At 58.5% G+C, this 18089-nt stretch carries 14 protein-coding genes, 1 tRNA gene and 1 other RNA gene; 6 read left to right on the top strand and 10 right to left on the bottom strand.

The window, feature by feature from the left end:
* Positions 1-107: 107 nt before the first annotated feature.
* Positions 108-181, bottom strand: a tRNA-Met gene (locus HMPREF3053_RS01580).
* Positions 182-365: 184 nt separating this feature from the next.
* Entirely contained in the window at positions 366-3350 is a 2985-nt protein-coding gene (locus tag HMPREF3053_RS01585) for a UPF0182 family protein (protein ID WP_070767150.1), read from the bottom strand.
* A gap of 151 nt (positions 3351-3501) precedes the next feature.
* On the opposite strand from HMPREF3053_RS01585, the gene HMPREF3053_RS01590 reads away from it, so the two are divergent.
* Both HMPREF3053_RS01590 and HMPREF3053_RS01595 read left to right on the top strand, forming a co-directional pair.
* Positions 3502-4083 (top strand): PPA1309 family protein, encoded by a 582-nt coding sequence (locus tag HMPREF3053_RS01590; protein WP_016423245.1) that lies wholly within the window; start codon positions 3502-3504, stop codon positions 4081-4083.
* 262 nt (positions 4084-4345) lie between these two features.
* Entirely contained in the window at positions 4346-5185 is an 840-nt protein-coding gene (locus HMPREF3053_RS01595) for a GDSL-type esterase/lipase family protein (RefSeq protein ID WP_048733544.1), read from the top strand.
* Between the two features lie 73 nt (positions 5186-5258).
* Here HMPREF3053_RS01595 and ssrA read toward each other — a convergent pair.
* Positions 5259-5643: a transfer-messenger RNA gene (gene ssrA, locus HMPREF3053_RS01600) on the bottom strand.
* 355 nt (positions 5644-5998) lie between these two features.
* Here ssrA and HMPREF3053_RS10970 point away from each other — a divergent pair.
* Positions 5999-6394, top strand: a complete 396-nt coding sequence (locus HMPREF3053_RS10970; RefSeq protein WP_016423247.1) for a DUF3887 domain-containing protein — start codon at positions 5999-6001, stop codon at positions 6392-6394.
* A 28-nt stretch (positions 6395-6422) separates the two neighbouring features.
* On the opposite strand, the gene smpB is transcribed toward HMPREF3053_RS10970, so the two are convergent.
* Entirely contained in the window at positions 6423-6926 is a 504-nt protein-coding gene (gene smpB, locus HMPREF3053_RS01610; RefSeq protein ID WP_038626299.1) for an SsrA-binding protein SmpB, read from the bottom strand.
* A 178-nt stretch (positions 6927-7104) separates the two neighbouring features.
* Between smpB and HMPREF3053_RS01615 the strand changes: the two genes are divergently transcribed.
* The 3 genes from HMPREF3053_RS01615 (at position 7105) to HMPREF3053_RS01625 (ending at position 10674) form a co-directional block, all read left to right on the top strand.
* A complete protein-coding gene (locus tag HMPREF3053_RS01615; protein WP_070767152.1) occupies positions 7105-8748 on the top strand; it encodes an AbgT family transporter in 1644 nt (547 codons plus the stop codon).
* A 163-nt stretch (positions 8749-8911) separates the two neighbouring features.
* The gene (locus HMPREF3053_RS01620) at positions 8912-9679 is read left to right on the top strand and encodes an alpha/beta hydrolase family protein (protein WP_048733555.1); all 768 of its coding nucleotides are present in this window, start codon (positions 8912-8914) and stop codon (positions 9677-9679) included.
* A gap of 20 nt (positions 9680-9699) precedes the next feature.
* The gene (locus HMPREF3053_RS01625; protein WP_016423250.1) at positions 9700-10674 is read left to right on the top strand and encodes a cation diffusion facilitator family transporter; all 975 of its coding nucleotides are present in this window, start codon (positions 9700-9702) and stop codon (positions 10672-10674) included.
* A 29-nt stretch (positions 10675-10703) separates the two neighbouring features.
* On the opposite strand, the gene HMPREF3053_RS01630 is transcribed toward HMPREF3053_RS01625, so the two are convergent.
* From HMPREF3053_RS01630 to metG, 6 genes are all read right to left on the bottom strand, one after another.
* Positions 10704-12533: an ABC-F family ATP-binding cassette domain-containing protein gene (locus HMPREF3053_RS01630; protein WP_070767153.1), complete on the bottom strand. Its 1830-nt coding sequence runs from the start codon at positions 12531-12533 to the stop codon at positions 10704-10706.
* The gene (locus HMPREF3053_RS01635) at positions 12517-13032 is read right to left on the bottom strand and encodes an NUDIX hydrolase (RefSeq protein WP_049189699.1); all 516 of its coding nucleotides are present in this window, start codon (positions 13030-13032) and stop codon (positions 12517-12519) included. The genes HMPREF3053_RS01630 and HMPREF3053_RS01635 overlap by 17 nt, the downstream gene beginning before the upstream one ends.
* Positions 13033-13056: 24 nt before the next feature.
* The gene (rsmA, locus tag HMPREF3053_RS01640) at positions 13057-13971 is read right to left on the bottom strand and encodes a 16S rRNA (adenine(1518)-N(6)/adenine(1519)-N(6))-dimethyltransferase RsmA (RefSeq protein ID WP_070767154.1); all 915 of its coding nucleotides are present in this window, start codon (positions 13969-13971) and stop codon (positions 13057-13059) included.
* 65 nt (positions 13972-14036) lie between these two features.
* Positions 14037-15188 carry a resuscitation-promoting factor gene (locus HMPREF3053_RS11270; protein WP_305764464.1) on the bottom strand — a complete coding sequence of 384 codons (1152 nt, stop codon included), beginning with the start codon at positions 15186-15188 and terminating at the stop codon, positions 14037-14039.
* Between the two features lie 166 nt (positions 15189-15354).
* Positions 15355-16179 (bottom strand): TatD family hydrolase, encoded by an 825-nt coding sequence (locus HMPREF3053_RS01650; RefSeq protein WP_048733569.1) that lies wholly within the window; start codon positions 16177-16179, stop codon positions 15355-15357.
* A 15-nt stretch (positions 16180-16194) separates the two neighbouring features.
* On the bottom strand, positions 16195-18021 hold the full coding sequence (gene metG / locus HMPREF3053_RS01655) for a methionine--tRNA ligase (protein ID WP_070767156.1): 1827 nt from the start codon (positions 18019-18021) through the stop codon (positions 16195-16197).
* Positions 18022-18089: the final 68 nt, after the last annotated feature.

An 18089-nucleotide genomic window follows, 5' to 3' on the forward strand; every position in this document is an offset into this window, starting at 1 on the left:
CGCCGAGCCAGACACACATTTTGTCGTTTAACCCTGAAAAACGGTGATTTGGCCCCAGAAAAAAGAAGACCCCTACCGGCGTTGCACCGGTAGGGGTCTTTTCTTAGTGGCGGGGGCAGGATTCGAACCTACGACCTCTGGGTTATGAGCCCAGCGAGCTACCGAGCTGCTCCACCCCGCGTCAACTGTCCTGGCTTTTACAAGCACTCACAGCGGGCGCTGGTCTCTCTGACCAACGAGAAGTAACTGTAGCACGACGCTCCCAACAAAGACCAATCCCCAGGTCATAGCCAATTTCGCTACAACCTAGGGAGTCTTCGGACCATAGAAACCTATGATTCTCGGTTAACTACTCGTTGCACGTCTTACTGGCCGTTGGCCTTCTGGTAGTCAGCGGCAGCGCGGTCGAGCTCGGCAAGTGCCTGGCCCTGTGCCGCGTAGTCACCGTTCTTCTGAGCGTCGTTAAGCTTTTGCAGTGCGTCGGAGATACGGCGAGCGGCGTCGTCACGCGCAGCGACATCAACCTTGCGCTCTTCCTTCGGCGCCTCGTCGTCGGATTCGGCGGCGGCACCCTTGTCCTTATCTGCCGGCTGCTCCTCAGCCTCTTCCTCACCGCGGACCTTGGTCACGGCGGAAGCGTCGATACCGACCTGGCTCAGAGCCTCAGTGACCGTGGCGCCGTAGCCCACCTGACCGCGGTAAGCAACGAGAATGCGCAACAGCTTCGGGAATGCGGTCTCCTGGCCCTTGCGCTGGGTGTAGACCGGTTCGACGTAGAGAATCTCGCCATCACCAACCGGCAGCGTCAGCAGGTTACCGTTGGTGACCACGTTCGTGCCCTCGAGCAGGGTGCGGTCCTGGGCGACCTCATCTGCGGACATCATCGTGTCCTGCGCCTGACGTGGACCCATGGTCTGGGTGTTGGTCGGCAGGGCACGGATGGTGATTTGACCGTACGTCTCCGGATCGGAGGAAGCACTCATCTGGGCGGCGAGGAACTCGCGCTCCAGACCACGGAAAGCGGAAATCAGTTGGAAACTCGGCTTGCCGGTCTTCGGATCGGAAGCGACAACGTAGTACGGTGGCTGGGAGAGATTCTTCTCTTCCGGTGCGGTCGGATCGGACGGGACGGACCAGAAGGAATCGTTGGCGAAGAACACACCCGGATCGCTGACGTGGTACTTGGCCATCAGCTCACGCTGAACCTTAAACAAGTCCTCCGGGTAACGCAGATGCTCCTGCAGCTCCTCGGAAATCTCTGACTTCGGCTTCACCACACCTGGGAAGACGCCCTCCCAAGCCTTCAATACGGGATCTTCCTCATCGAACTCGTAGAGCTCAACGGTGCCATCGTAGGCATCGACGGTCGCCTTGACCGAGTTGCGGATGTAGCTGACCTCGCTGTTCGGCAGCGGGCGTGGAGTGCCATCCGGGTTAATGGAGTCCTGCGTGGTTTCCTGAAGACTCATACGCTGGGAGTACGGCATCTTGGCCAACGTGGTGTAGCCGTCGACGATCCACTTCATACGGCCATCGACTACAGCCGGGTACGTCTTGGTGTCGGTAGTCAGCCATGGGGCGACCTTCTGAACACGGTCACGCGGATCGCGGTTGTAGATAATCTTGGAGTCCGACCCAATGCGGTCGGACAGCAGGATGTTGAGTTCCTGGTAACGGGTGGCGAAAATCATGCGGCTGGCAAGTCCGCCAACGCCAACACCGCCCTCACCGTCGTAGGTGAAGTTTCGGCCGTCAGCATCGTACTCGTAGTCCTTGCCGTCACCATTGCCGCCGACAATCGCGTAGTCGGCATCGCTGTTGGCGATAACCGGACCGTAGTAAATGCGCGGCTGCTTCAGGTTCAGGTTCATGCCGTTCGGGTCCTCGGACTCGAACAGATCAGCCACGGTGTACAACGGGTAACCACCGCGGGCGGAACCGGACTCAGAGGCAACCTCATCGACCTTGTTAGCCGGCGCGGCAACGAAACCATTGCCGTGGGTGTAGACCGTGTGACGGTTGATCCAGTCAGTCTGGTTGCCCTGCAGCGTCTGCGGGTTCAGCTCACGAGCAGCGACGATGAAGTCACGGGACGCGCCATCAATCTGGTAGCGGTCAATGGCAAGCGGATCGGAGAAACCATAGAAGTTCTTCAGCTGGCGCTGCTGCGTGAAGGTACGCGGCAGCACCTCCGGATCCAGAATTCGGATATTGGCCAGAGTAGCGGCATCGCGCGAAATCGAATCCGCACCTTCCTTCGCGGCTTCCTTATCGCCTTCCTTTTCAGCCGGAACGCCCCAGTCGCGCTCGACCTTCACCTTGTCGTCGGTAAGCCCGTAGTGGTAGCGCGTCGATTCAATGTTGCGCGCAATGTATTCACGTTCCTTGGAAGCGCGGTTCGGGTTAACCGAGAACTGCTCAACTGCCATCGGCCAGGCCACGCCAATCAGGCCGGCGGAAACCAACATCAGCACGGTGGCAAACGCCGGGATGGAAAGATTGCGCAAGAAAATGGCTGCGAAGAATGCAGCGGCCACGACAATTGCGATGACCAGCAGCGTAATCTTCGCCGGCAGCAGCGCATTGATATCGGTGTAGGAACCGCCGGTGAAAGTCTTCTGCTTGTTATTCAGCAGCTCATAGCGGTCCAGCCAGTAAGACACAGCCTTGAGCAGCATGAAAACACCGGCCCAGCACGCCAACTGCGCACGAGCCGCATTGGAAACGCGGGTCTTCTCCCCTGTAGTCGGATTACCTGGGCGGATACCACCAAGGAAGTAATGCGTCACCAGCGACAGCAGGAACGCAATAACTACCAGGACAACCAGCGTCGACACGATGTACGACCACAGCGGCAACTGGAACGCATAGAAGCCCAAGTCCTTGCCGTACTGCGGGTCCGTCTCACCGAAGGACTGTCGGTTTAAGAACAGCTGCACCGTCTGCCATTTGCCCTGCCCCACAAGGCCACCGAGTACGCCGAATACAACAGGCAGCGTGGTGAACATCGACTTCGAACCAGATTCAGCCATCCGTCGGTACACTGCCTGCGGGCTGCGTGGATCCGTCAGTCCGAGGTCGACGGGCCGCGAGCGCCACGCCAGCCACATAGATAGAAATGTCAGTGCGCCCGTTATCAGGCCTACAGTGATAAACAGGACGATACGAGTGAGCCACGTGGTGGCGAATACCCCTCGATACCCCACTTCACCGAACCACTGAAAGTCCGTATAAAAATTGACGGCGATTGGAATAACAAAGGTCAGCGCGGCAATCACCAACACGGTAATTGCCAGCCACCCCGGTCGGCCACCCGCCGATCGTCTCGGTCGAGTCTGGTTTAGAGACAACGTCTCTCCTGTTCGAGTTGAGCTTGACTTGCCAGCGAGCTGGTAAGTCGGTCGTACGCTTATCTGTCATCTACTCTAAATAAAGTTCCTAACATTTGACTAAGGATGCTGTTAATACAGCGTTGCCAGGAAAGGGGCGTCGTCAAGCGTCATGAGCGAAAACAACGGCACTCAGACTCATCTCAGCCAGCAGGCACTCAATCGCGCCGTGCGCGAAGCTGTCGAATACGTCCACACCGAAGGTTGGGACCGCGCTCCGAGCCTCTTCGCCCTCGTCCCCACCGCCGCGCTTGCCGACGTGCTTGCCGACGAGCTGATTGACAGCGCCCCATTGACTGTCGTTGCGCAGGAACCCCTCCCCGAGGGAATTGAAGGCGGTAGCCCTGAGTTGGCGGACTTTATCGCTCGGACATCGTGGCCGGCAGGTGTCGTCGGTGCCGTGTTAGCGCAGGAAATAATGGTCATCGCTCCGGAGCAGGCGGACAGCTTTGAGGGTGCATCCCTGGACGAGGTGCGGGCACAGGCGGATGGTGAGGCGGCTCGCCAGGCACGTCTTTTCAGTGGTGTTATCAGCGAAGGTCCACACCTAACACTGATCCAACCTCGCCCCACAGAGGCGGAACTGGATGAGCGTGGGCCCTTTGCTGAAGATGAGATTGAGCTAAAAGATGGTTCTGGGGTAGCCGATGGTGTCATCGCTGCGTTGTATTCCACGTTCGGAAGCGCCTCATAAATCCACCTACCAGCGATAAGAGACAAAAAGAGGTATTGAAAGCGCCGAATATACATATAACTAGCTGATTCCGGTTGACATCGGACTTAGAACCTAGTTGTATAACAAAGTGATAAAGGCGCGTCTCTAAGTATCCGCTCAGGGTTCTGTCGGACTTGGTTCTGTCGGACTTGGTTCTTCCAGGGACGGTCTGTGGCGAAGAAATCGCGAGTGTAGCGCGAGTTTTTCCTTCTATAGGTTTTCAACTAAGAGGTTTTTAATTATGAAGAACAACGTTGTTCGCCGTGCAGCAGCCTCGGCAGCTGCAGCTTCTGCGCTGGCAGCCTCCCTCCTGACCGGTGGTGTTGCCAACGCTCTTCCTACTGGTAACTACGTTGCCTTCGGCGATTCCTTCGCTGCTAACCCGGGTCAGTCCGATCCAGCCGTACCGGGCCGTGGTGGCTGCCCGATTTCGGTCTCGAACATCGGCTCTCACGTTGCTCGTGAGACTGGTCTTGAACTGCACGACTACTCCTGCAACGGCACTACCGCTTTCATGCCGACTCAGCCGCAGAAGTCCCTGATGGGCCAGGTTGACAACGCCATCGCTCAGGGCTCCCTCGGCCCGGCTACCCAGCTAGTAACCATCTACGTTGGCGCCAATGACGCGATGCAGGGCGCTGTGCTGCCAATGCCGGTTCAGGATGACCTGTACACCACCAACGTTGTGGCCGCTGTGGAGAAGATCAAGGCCGCTAACCCAACTGCTCGCGTCATGCTGATTGGTTACCCGGCTTTCACCTCTAATGACCCGACTCACTACGCTTGCCCGGTTAACGCCGCAGGTTTTGCACCGCACATTCCGGCTGCCGGTATGCACCACTTTGAGATGGCTCTGCAGAACCGCCAGATGCGTGCTGCCGCTGAATCCGGTATCGGTTTCGTCAACATGAAGGAGGTCACCAACATCGACGTCGCAATGTGCGGTCCGGACGGTGAGCGTCAGGTCTCCGCAATTCTGGATACCGATGTTGCTTCCTACAACATGACCAACCACCCGACCTTCCACGGTTCGGCAGTTGCTGGCACCACTATCGCCAACGTCTACAAGAGCACCTTCTAAGGTCTTTCGACGTCGCTCAGACGTCTTCAAGTACAACGAAAAATCCCCGGTCGTAATGACCGGGGATTTCCATTTGTGGAGCTGCCGAGAATTGAACTCGGGTCCACCGCCAACTCGCCAGGGCTTCTCCGTGCGCAGTTCGCACGATCGCCTCTACTCGACCCTTCGGCTCAGGCAAACATGTCCGAATGACGGGCCCAGCCGCAAGTAAGAAGATCCCCGATGAGCCTTACGGCACACCCATCGGGCGAGCCCTTTTAAGTCGATGCCAGGGTCCGGACCAAAGGGCAAGCCCGGTCTGACAGACACGCTAGTCGCTTAATTAGGCAGCGAGAGCGTAGTCGCGCTGAGTGTTCTCGGCGCTTAATCAGTTGCTACGACGCTTAAACGGTGGTCTCTAGCCTGCACCGGCACGCTTCCCCTGGCTCACTGTACGGTGTCGAAACCATGTCAGCCCCATACAATGCCTTCGAGCACGGGAAAGTGCGTTGCGCTCAAAGGATGTTCAAGAATAACGCTTTACGACGGGAAAAGTCAACAAGCTTCGCCGCAAGGCCCACAGCCCCCCCCGAATGTCAACTCCGGGTTGACACTGACGTCAACCAATGGTTGACTGCAGTCATGGATCCATTGACGACAATCCGTCACCGACTGCAAGCAACGAACATTGCCGAACAAGAACTTGAAGATGCCGTGGCGCAGGCTCGCGCAGCGGGCCATTCATGGGCAGAGATTGGAAATGTACTCAATATCTCCCGGCAAGCGGCATTCAAGCGGTTCGGAAGTGTCCAAAACCCCGTTTCAGGAGAATTGATGACTGCCACAAAAACTACACATATCGCCGAGCTCGGCGAAAAATTCCTTCGCCACATCATCAACGGCGAAGAAGCAGAAACCGTAAGCATGATTTCCCCAAAGCTCCGGAAGGATCTCCCCTGGTCCACTATCTACTCTGTCTGGGAAGATGTTCTCACCGAGACTGGGGCGTTCGAATCTTTCGACGACACCCAAGTCACCAGCCTCGGGGGAACCAGGACTAAGGAACCGACCTCGCAGAAACTCCTGTCGAAGATTCTCGGCACAAGTCTCGTCATCACCACCCTCAAACATGAGGCTGGCGAATGGATGGCTCGAGTTGCCTTTGACCGTCACGAAAACGTCATTGGCCTACTCATCCTCCCAGTCGATGCGACTGAGTTCCCCTTCTAAAAAGGGTTTCTTCTAATGAAGACCTCTTTTACCCCTTGATGCCCTTCACACGACGGCCCAGCGCACGAGTAGCTTCGCGCTCCTCCGTGCGGCGCTTGATGTCCTGGCGCTTGTCATAATCCTGCTTACCGCGGGCGAGTGCGAGCTCGACCTTCAAGCGGCCGTCGGTGAAATACAGCTTCAGGGGTACAAGCGTGTTGTTGCCATCGCGGACCTTGCCCCACAGGGTGTCAATCTCCTTGCGGTGCAACAACAGCTTGCGCGAGCGACGCGGTGAGTGATTAGTCCACGAACCGTAGGAGTACTCCGGGATATGCAGCCCGCGGAGCCACACTTCGCCGTCGTCGATGGTCGCGAAGGCGTCATTAAGCGATGCTTTGCCCTCGCGCAGCGCCTTGACCTCAGTGCCCACGAGAACGACACCGCATTCGTAGGTGTCCAGAATGTTGTAGTCATGGCGGGCACGACGATTGGTGGCCACCACCGCGTTGTTGGCGCTGACCTTTTCTTTCTTCGACTTCTTCTTGCCCATAACCTGATTAACTCTAGTCGAAGAAGGTGCACTACAGCTATTCCCTAGCTATTCCCTTAACTTTCCCTTATGCGCCTGCTCGCACCCGACATACATATGCCTCTGGCCTTTTACGTTGTGACGCAACTTACTTTCCCCTAACCTTTTACCAACGTCTAACACAGAGGGATTTATATATATGGGACAGTCAAAAACGTTGGAACCGGACAAAGCGCCACCGAAGCCAAAGGGGTTCCTAGCAACACTGGAACGTATCGGCAACGCACTGCCAAATCCATTTTGGCTATTCGTGATTCTTGCCGGTGTAGTCATCGTTTCTTCGTGGCTCGGTGAGGCTGCGGGTATGCAGGCCAAGGATCCCGCGTCGGGTGACATCATCGAGGTGGAAAGCCTTGCTACCGCAGAGTACCTGCAAAAGATGGTCTCTGAGGCGGTAACGAACTTCACGGACTTCGCACCAGTTGGCCTGATTCTGGTGTGCATGCTCGGTGTCGCCATTGCGGAGTACTCCGGTTACATCGGCTCGGCAATTCGCGCGGCAATTTCCAAGGTGCACTCCCCTGTCCTGCTGACATTCATCGTTGCACTGGCCGGCGTGACTGGTTCGATCGCTTCTGATGCCGTCTACGTGATTCTCATTCCGCTGGGCGCCGCCTCATTTGCCGCCGTTGGTCGTAACCCTATTGTCGGTGCGATGGTCGCCTTTGCCGCCTCGTCGGCCGGGTTCAATTCATCACTGGTGCTCAACATTACCGATGTGCTGCTGGCAGGCATCTCCACGCATGCTGCGCACTTCGTAGATCCGGAATACGTAGTTTCGCCGCTGGCCAACTACTTCTTCACCATGGCCTCGTCGATTGTGCTGGCTCTGATTATTACGGCTGTTACTGAGCTGTTCATCACCAAGCACGTGGAGAAGACCATCCACGACGATCATATTGACCACGAAGCTGCCGAGTTCACCAAGCCGGGCGCTTCGGAGGAGGCTGCTGAGGAAAACGCTAAGAAAAAGGAGCAAGACACCGCGTCGAGCAGCTCCAACAGCGGCCGCGATAAGCTCGTTCTAAATCCCTCCGAACGCCATGGCCTCCGCTACGGCAACATCGCCGCTGTCATCTTCCTGGCGCTTTGGTTCGCTGCCCTGTTCATCCCGGGTTCGCCTCTGCGCGGCGAAGGCGACGGCATCTTGAATTCCGTGCTGCTTACCGACGTCGTGGTGTCCATCGCCCTCTTCTTCGCAGTGGTCGGCATTGCGTACGGCATCGGTGCCAAAACCATCACCTCCTCAGCAGACGTGCCCGCCTTCATGGAACGCGGCCTGGGCACACTGACCACAATGATGGTGCTCTTCTTCGCCGTCTCGCAGTTCACGGCCTACTTCAAGTGGTCCAATATCGGCCAGTGGACCGCTATCAAGGGCTCCGAATTCCTGACCAAGGCGGATCTGCCGCCGCTGTTGCTCTTTGCTGCCTTCGTCCTGATGGTGGCTGTTCTCAACCTGCTGATTACCTCGGGCTCCGCACAGTGGGCTCTGATGGCGCCGGTCGTTGTGCCGATGCTGATGTACGTCAACGTCTCTCCAGAGGTCTCCCAGCAGCTATTCCGTATTGGTGACTCCCCGACCAACATCATTACGCCGATGTCGCCGTACTTTGCGCTGGCGCTGACTTTCCTGCAGAAGTACTACAAGCCTGCGGGTGTCGGCACGCTGATGTCGCTGGCTATCCCGTACTCGCTGTGCATGATGGTGGGCTGGTTCCTATTCTTCGTCCTCTGGTATCTCGCGGGCATTCCGCTGGGGCCGGGGGTTCCGGTGCGTTAACTCACAGCCACTAGGAGATTGAGGGATTGGTCGAATTTTTCGCCCAATCCCTCACTTATTTGTGGCACCCGGGCTTAATATTGCGTACGGTCGCCACCACAACGGGCGTCGTAAAGCGAAAACGTACACACATTGAGCACACACTGAGACGCGGATATAACCTATGCCAACAAAGCACCTAAAATTTACGGGATCGACCGGCGAGACTCTGGCTGCATCAATTGATTTGCCGGACGGTCAGCCACGCGCGTGGGCGCTATTTGGTCATTGCTTCACGTGTAATCGGATGGTGCCCGGCGCGTCACGCACCTGCAAGGCGCTGGCGAAGAAGGGCATTGCGGCATTCCGGTTCGACTTCACTGGCCTCGGGCAGTCCACTGGTGATTTCGGTGAGACGACGTTCCAGACCAACATCGATGACCTTAAGGCCGCCTACGAGTTCATGGAGGCAGAATTTGAGGCCCCCTCGCTACTGATTGGGCACTCGCTCGGTGGCGCAGCGGCGCTGAACGCCGGCCACGATATGCCGAAAATCAAGGCGGTAGCGACAATCGGTGCACCCTTCGATCCGGCACACTCGATTGTGCGCATCGCCGGTGACATTTCGACGGTCGATGAGCACGGCACGCAGGTTCTGCAGATTGAAGGTCGTGGCATTCCCATCTCCCGTGAGTTCTTGGAAGTGTTGGCGGACTACAACCCGGAGGTTTATCTCAGCCAGCTGCGCAAGCCACTGCTTATTCTGCACTCCCCGACCGACCAGACTGTTGGTATCGATAGCGCCCAGAAGATTTTCCAGGTCTCTCGCTATCCAAAATCCCTGATGAGCTTGGATCGCGCAGACCACTTGCTCACTCGCGCTAAGTCCGCCGCGCGCGCTGCTGACCTGATTTATGCGTGGGCGGATAGCTATCTTCCGGAGGCTGAATAGCCCTGTTATCATTAGGGGTTATGGACACAACTGAACACTCTGGCCACTCACACGGCCACGGTCATTCACACGGTCATTCACACGGCCATGACCACGCTCATATTGACCCCGCGAATACTCCTGCCCGTCGCCTGCTCGCAGCTGCGGGTCTAACTCTTGTCGTATTTCTCGCCGAGCTCATCGGCGGCTTGGTCTCGGGTTCACTGGCGCTGCTGGCAGATGCCGGCCATATGGTGACGGACTCCGCAGGCCTGCTTATGGCAGTTGCCGGTTTGGCTATCGCCCAGCGCGGAGCCAATCACCGCGCGACGTACGGGTACCGTCGTGTTGAGGTTCTGACTGCTCTCGTCAACGGTCTGACAGTTTTCATCATTGCCGCTGTGATTCTCTGGGGCGCAATCCGGCGATTCGGGTCAGTGGAGCAATCTGAGATTCAAACCACGTCGATGCTCATCATCGCAGTCATCGGCCTGCTCACCAATGTGATTGCGGCGTTTCTGCTCGCCGGCGCTGCCAAGGAAAGCGTCAACGTCCGCGGCGCGTATCTGCACGTGCTTGTCGACGCCGCTGGTTCGGTCGCCGTCATTATCTCCGCTATCGCTATCGCATACACCGGCTGGACTGCCATCGACTCGGTGGTCTCTATCGTGATTGCGCTCTTCATCGTCCCCCGAGCCGCCGTTCTGGTGCGCGACTGTCTCCACGTGTTGCTGGAGTACACCCCGAAGGGCGTCGACACTGAGAGAATCACTGCTGACCTGTCTGACTTGGACGGAGTGGTCGATGTCCACGATCTCCACGTCTGGTCCCTCAACGGCAGCGACCTACTGGCATCTGTCCATCTCGTGCGCTGCGACACGCTCCCCAACGGCGACGAGCACGCATTGCTCGACCGCGCGCAGGCACTGCTTCACGACGTCCACGGGATTGAACACGCCACGGTGCAAATTGAAAGAACCGGGCACGCTGACCACGAGTACCCGGCTCATACCTAAAATGTTCGGCTAGTAGCTGAAGTAAGATGCTAGCCCTCGAGCTGCTCCCCTAGCTCCAGCCACTCCATCTCCAGCTCTGCCTTCTGCTCAACCACCTCCGCAGCACGGCGATCGAGGTCCGCCAGCTTTTGTGTGTCCAAGTTGGCTACATCAGCACTCGCTTCCGCCATCTGCGCATGCAGTTCACTTTCTTGCTGGCTGAGCTTCGCCATCTTCCGCTCCAGAGCACTCATCTTCTTCTGGACAGCATGAGCTTCCGCAGCCGAGAGCTTCGAGGTATCCTCCTCTGAAGCTGCGCCACGGGTCTGCGGACTACCGGCATTTGCTTGAGAGGCACCACCACTAGCGGCCGAGTCAGCCAGCTGTGCGCGACGCTGGAGGTACTGACTAATCCCGCCTGGCAAGTTCGTCAGCTCGCCATCGCCGAAGAGGGCCCAGGTCGAGTCGGCAATACGCTCAATCAGGTAGCGGTCGTGCGAGATGACCACCAACGTGCCCGGCCAATTGTCCAGCAGGTCTTCCAGCTCCTGCAACGTGTCAATGTCCAGGTCATTCGTCGGCTCGTCGAGCAGTAGGAAGTTCGGCTCGCTCATCAACACACGTGTCAGTTGTAGGCGACGGCGCTCACCACCGGAAAGGTCTGCGATTGGGGTGCGCTGCCGCTTCGGGGAAAAACCCAATCGCTCGGCCAACTGCGAGGCGCTAATCTGCTTTTTGCCCAGGTCAATGTAGGTCGCTACATCCTCCACGGCATCGAGCACGCGCATATCCAGCGGCAGATCATCGAGCTCCTGTCGCAGCCAGCCCAGGCGCACCGTCTTGCCCTCAATCCGCTTGCCATCGCTTAAGGGGTAGTCTCCCGCCAAAGCACGCAACAAAGTGGTCTTACCCGAACCGTTGACACCGACCAGGCCAATGCGCTCGCCGGGGGCCAGACGCCACGTGACGTCGTTAAGCAATTCCCTACCGTCGGGCGTTTCCAGGGACGCATGCTCTAGCTCCACGACCACCTTGCCCTGTCGACGCTGCGAAAACGCCATCAACTCCACGGAATCACGCGGCGCCGGGACATCGGCGATGAGAGCCTCAGCTGCTTCGATGCGGTAGCGAGGCTTTGAGGTGCGGGCCGGCGCACCCCGGCGCAACCACGCGAGTTCCTTACGCGCAAGGTTCTGGCGACGCTGCTCGGCGGCATCGGCTTGGCGCGCACGCTCGGCACGCGCGAACGTCCAGTCGTTGTAACCGCCATCGTAAAAATCGACGGTGCCATCGTGGACTTCCCACGTCTTCGTGGCAACGGTATCCAGGAACCAACGATCGTGCGTGACGACGACCAGGGCTGCCCGGCGCGAAAGAACATGATCGGCCAACCACTGCACACCCTCAATATCGAGGTGGTTCGTTGGCTCATCGAGAATGAGCAGATCCAGATCTCGGACCAGCGCGGCCGCCAGGTTAACGCGACGGCGCTCACCACCGGAGAGATTGGCGACCTTGGTATCCATACCGAGGTCATTGATACCGATGCCATCGAGGACCTCGCGGATGGAAGCGTTACCCGCCCACTCGTGTTCAGCGAGTCCCAGCGGTGCAATGACGCACTCAAACACGGTGGAATTCGGGTCGAGCTCGGCGCCCTGGGTGACATGCGCCATGGCCATGTCGTTGGCTCGCGAAATACGTCCGGAGTCCGCTGGCTCCACGCCTGCCAGAATCTTCAGCAGTGTGGACTTGCCGCCACCGTTCAAACCGACAACACCGATGCGGTCGCCCTCTTGAACATCGAGGCTGACGCCGTCGAGCAGAGTCTTGAGCCCGAAGGACTTAGAAATATTCTCGCAATTAATCAGATTCGCCATGATGAGTATTTATTGTGCCCCATTCGACGTTGCCAAGCACACGCCGGACATACCAGGCCACCGGCAGCTCATCGAACTGCTCTCGGGTTACCCATTTAAACTCCGGATGCTCGCCGCTGAGCTGGACATTCTGCGTGTCGTCGGCCTCGCGTACTAGAAAGGTCACCGTGTGGAAGCGGAAATTCTCCCCGCCCAAGTCCGGATTGGAATAGTGGGCAAATTCACTGACCTCCGCTGCGCGCAGGCCGGCCTCTTCACGCAGTTCGCGCACAGCGGCCTCCGCGGGCTCCTCCCCCGCGTCGAGCTTGCCACCGGGCAAATCCCACTGGCCCCCGAGGAAGCCCTCGTATTCACGCAGCAGAAGCAGCAAGCGGTCACCTCGGAAAACTATGCAGTTGCACACCCAGCCGTCGTCGTCAGGCCAGAACTTAGTCCAAGCCAGGTCGCGCGGTTCGCGCCGGCCGATTTCGGCCCTGCTGGGGTTGCCGTCACGGTGCATGGGGGAAAGATCGCCTGTCCTTTGTTAAAAGCGCTGGTCTCGTGAGACCTCAGCGAGGCGAACGAAATCGGCAATTTCGAGCTTCTCTCCTCGCTGCTTGGGGTCAATCCCCGCTGCCATAAGCGCTTCTTCGGCTGCGGCACCAGATCCGTAAATCCCCGATAGGGCCGCACGGAGGGTCTTGCGACGTTGCGCAAAAGCAGCGTCGATAAGCGGGAAAAGGCGCGCGCGAAATTGCGGCGAAATCTCCCACGGAGCCTCGGGGGCATCGGCGGCATTGGAGTTCTCAGGAGCGTCGGAGCGGGCGTAGCAGTCAATGCGCACAAGCCCGGAATCAACCTTCGGGACCGGCCAAAAGACGTGCGGACCAATGGCACCGGCGCGACGCACTGTGCCGTAGTAGGCGGCCTTGACGCTGGGGACGCCGTAAATCTTGGAGCCCGGCTGAGCCGCCAGCCGGTCAGCGACCTCAGACTGCACCATCACGAGCACGCGGCGGATGGTGGGGAGCTCGGCAAGCATGTGCAGCAGCACCGGTACAGAAACGTTGTATGGCAGATTGGCCACCAGCGCATCTGGGGCGGTCCGAAAGTCCTCGCGACTGACTTTCAACGCATCTTTCTCAATGAGCTCTAGCGCGCAGCCGTCAGCGCGCTCAGCGACTGTCTGGGGCAAACGCTCCGCCAACCGAGAATCGATTTCAACAGCCGCGGCGCGGCCGCAGTGTTCGAGCAGCCCGAGGGTCAGCGAGCCCAAGCCGGGGCCGACCTCAACAGGGTAGGAATCCTCCGGCAAGTCCGCCGCAGCGACAATTCGACGCACGGTGTTGGCGTCATGGACGAAGTTCTGCCCCAATTTCTTCGTCGGGACAATATCCAACTGCGCCGCCAAGTCGCGTACTTCGACCGGCCCCAAGAAAGAAACTTCTGCTTTAGTCACAGTTAGATACTACGGGGTCAACACAAAAAATAGGCTTAGCTCGTTATGGCTAGACGGAACTAGCTTTAACGAAGCCCCATGGAAGCGGTACAAGCGGGCCATGCGCCCCAACCCTGACCAGCCTGGACACGCTCAGCGACAGCAATCTGCTGCTCGCGGGAAGCCTGCGATGCACGCGGTGCATACTCAGTACCGCCGTAAGCTGCCCAAGTGGAATCGGTGAACTGCAGACCACCGGAGAAACCGTTACCGGTATCGATAGCCCAGTCGCCGCCGGACTCACACTGAGCCAGCTGATCCCACACGCCGTAGCCGGCAGCCGGAGCTGCAATGCGGGACTTAGTGCCCTGGCGGATAGTGGAGATACCCGGAGCCTTTAGCTCCTTTTCTTCCAGGACCTCGCGTCCGAGCTCTTCACCATCGCGAGAGGTGACCTTGACCTGACGCTCTACCTGGCCCGGCTCACCCTCCTGCTCAACGATGCGCTCATCTTCGAACATCGAATCATCTTCAATGATGTTCTCGTGAGCTGGAATCTCCTCAGTCTCGGTGATGGTCTTATCAATCAGACGAGACAGAGCGATGCGCATCCCCTCGGTGACCGGAGCATCCAGACCCGGCTCGACGGTGTCACCTTCACGCAGTTCAATGCCACGCTGAGCCAGCACATCACCGACGGTCATAGCCGGGACGGTCAGGTCGATGTCCTTGGCATCGTCGTGAAGCACAATATTCTTGGCACGAACGACGTCGAGTTCGACCCCCTTAGCGGAAATCTCGCCCTTTTCGACCTCTACCTTGTCCTTATCGGAGATGAGCCCCTGCTTCTTCAGACCTTCAATCAGCTCATCGGTAGTGATGGCATTGGTCTTGTGCTCCTGCGGCTTGCCATCGACAATCATCGTGACCGGCTTGGCAGAGCGGTAGACCAGCTTGCCGCCGTCCGTGAGATCGCCCTGACGCTGAACCAGGTCGCCACCGGTGGTTTCGACACCAGCCTTTTGCAGAATGACCTTGTCATCCTTGGACCAGGTTGCGATTTGCTCGACCTTGCCGTCGATTTCGACGGTGATGGTGTCATAGTTGGATGCTGCGACAGTGCCACCCAGAGCAACAGCAGCGACCAGACCGCCTGCGGCGATCTTGGACGAAGTGGAAACTCCGTCGTTAGCACGATTGAGATGACGCTTCTTCGCAGCACTCACGGGGTTCGTCACAGCCTTTCGGAGGATGGGCAGTTAGCAGATAAAAGAAATACAGTTTGTAACAGTACGGTAAAGATTCAGTGTTGTCTAAAATATATCGATAAAAGTGACGGGAAATACAACAAACCGCCCCGGCTGCATTTCCGCAGCTCAGGGGCGACAATACGCCAGCACGTGCTTAAATGCCGTACACCCGACGTGCGTTATCCGTCAAAATCTGTGCCATCTCCTCCGCCCCGATTTCTCGGGCCGCGGCCATCGCACGCGCCTGATGACCGATAAAAGTGGACTCGTTGCGCGCACCTCGGAAAGGCTCCGCGGTCATGTACGGGGCATCGGTTTCCACCAGCAGCTGCTCCGCCGGCGCCTCAGCCACAGCCTGCCGCAGGTAATCATTGCGTTTGAAGGTCACGTTGCCAGTAAAACTCAGCAGGTAACCACGTGTAATGGCCTCGCGGGCAACCTCGATGGGCGAGGAGAAACAGTGCAAAATAACCGTATTGTCATAGCCGTCCAGCGCCGCCATCAGGTCTTCATCGGCGTCGCGGTTATGAATCATCAACGGCTTGCCGACGGTTGCTGCGAGCTCCATATGCCACTGCAACGCAGCCAGCTGTTCGCTCTTCGACGCGCAGCCGTCGAGGGAATCCAGCCAGTACCAATCCAATCCCGTCTCCCCCACGGCCACAACCCTGGGGTCGGCAGCCATTTCGGTTAAGCGGGCCTTGGCGTCGTCGTCAAGCTCGTGCGCGCGCGTCGGATGGATGGCGGCGGCGGCCCAGACGTTGGGGTGCGCGTGCGCGGCGGCAAAGGCCAGTTCGGTTTCCGGCATGCCGTCGCCGACCGTGCAGACTCCGACGACGCCCGCTGCGGCGGCCCGGTCCATGAGAGCCGCAATCTCCTCCGGAGTTTGCGCCCCACAGGACGCGAGATGCGTGTGGGCGTCAAACAGCGGAGTGAGATACTCCGCGGGTTCTGCAATCTTGCGTTTGCGCTTTCCCATACCTCTACTGTGCCCCTACTTCACCTGTGCCCACTCAGGGCCGTGCTCAGCCAACTCAGCGTCGAGCTTGGTGAAAATCGGCTTCGGCTTGGCCAGCGCCGTACCCGGCTCAATGTCGAAGCGACGCCAGGCGGCCTTCTGATTGACGTAGTCACCAGTGATGATTGGGTAGCTCCTGCCCTCTGCCGGCAGGTCTGCGCCGACCGGTTCGACCGGCATGTCGTCCTGGACTTCCTGCACTTCCGGCATTGCGGCCCAGATGCCCTCGCCGCCCAGGGTCTCGAAGACCTTCTGCGCGCTTTCCGGCAGGTACGGGGTCAGCAGGACATTGGCGTCGCTGACTACCTGCAGTGCTGTCCACAGCACGGTGGCCAGGCGCTCGCGCTGAGACTCATCCTTGGCTAGCTTCCACGGCTCCTGCGCAGCAATGTAGGCGTTGGCCTCTCCGACCAGGTGCATTGCGGCAGTGATACCAGCGCGGAAGCGGGACAGTGCGAGTGCGTCGCCGACCTCGGCGAAGGAACGCTCAGCCAGGTCGAGCAGTTCACGGTCAGCGTCAGTGAGTTCGCCCGGAGTTGGCACCTCACCGAAGTTCTTGAAAGCCATGGACACGGTGCGGTTGACCAGGTTGCCCCAGGAGTTGGCCAGCTCGTTATTCACACGGCGGACGAACTCATCCCAGGTGAAGTCGGTGTCCTGGTTCTCCGGGCCTGCCATTGCGATGAAGTAGCGCAGCGGATCCGGGCCGAACTCCGCTAGGAAGTCCTTCACATAGATGACAACGCCCTTGGAAGAGGAGAACTTCGAGCCTGACATGGTCAGGTACTCCGAGGAGACGACCTCCGTCGGCAGGTTCAACTCACCGAGCTCCCCGACCTCGCCCCCGCGGGAGCCCTCGCCACGGTAGCCCAGCAGCTCAGCCGGCCAAATCTGGGAGTGGAAAGTGATGTTGTCCTTGCCCATGAAGTAGTAAGACAGCGCCTCCGGGTCATTCCACCACTTACGCCACGCTTCCGGGTCGCCAATGCGCCAGGCCCACTCGATGGAAGCGGATAGGTAACCGACGACAGCGTCGAACCAAACGTAGAGTTTCTTGGTTCCGTTTTCCGACCAGCCCTCCAGCGGAATCGGAACACCCCAGTCAATGTCACGGCTCATTGCGCGTGGACGGATGTCCTTCAGGATGTTCAGGGAGAATTTCAGTACATTTGGGCGCCAGTCCTTGCGCTCTTGAAGCCACTCGGTCAAGGCCTCTGCCAGCGCTGGCAGGTCTAGCAGGAAGTGCTCAGTTTCAACGAACTTCGGGGTCTCGCCGTTGATTTTCGACACCGGATCGATCAGATCGGCCGGGTCAAGCTGGTTACCGCAGTTGTCACACTGATCACCGCGGGCACCGGACGCACCACAGATTGGGCAGGTACCTTCGATGTAACGATCCGGCAGCGTCCGACCTGTCGACGGGGAAATCGCACCCATCGTGGTCTGCTTGACCATGTAACCGTTTTCGTAGAGCCCGCGGAAGAGCTCCTGGACAATCGCGTAGTGGTTGCGCGTGGTAGTGCGCGTAAACAGGTCGTAGGAAAGCCCCAAACCCGCGAGGTCCTGCACAATCTGGCGGTTGTAACGGTCGGCCAATTCCTGGACAGAAACGCCTTCCTTCTCCGCTTGCACAAGCAGCGGCGTGCCATGCTCATCAGTACCGGAGACCATCAGCACGTCATTGCCAATCATTCGCTGGTAGCGAGCGAAAACGTCCGAGGGGACTCCGAAACCTGCAACATGGCCGATATGTCGCGGACCGTTAGCGTACGGCCACGCAACTGCTGTGAAAATGCGAGACATATCTAACAGGGTAATAGATGACCTGCCATCGCGATGAACTGTGCCCCTTACGGAGTCCTCATGAAGTC

The organism is Corynebacterium sp. HMSC064E07 (genome assembly GCF_001815745.1).
GTDB classification, from domain to species: Bacteria; Actinomycetota; Actinomycetes; order Mycobacteriales; family Mycobacteriaceae; genus Corynebacterium; species Corynebacterium jeikeium_D.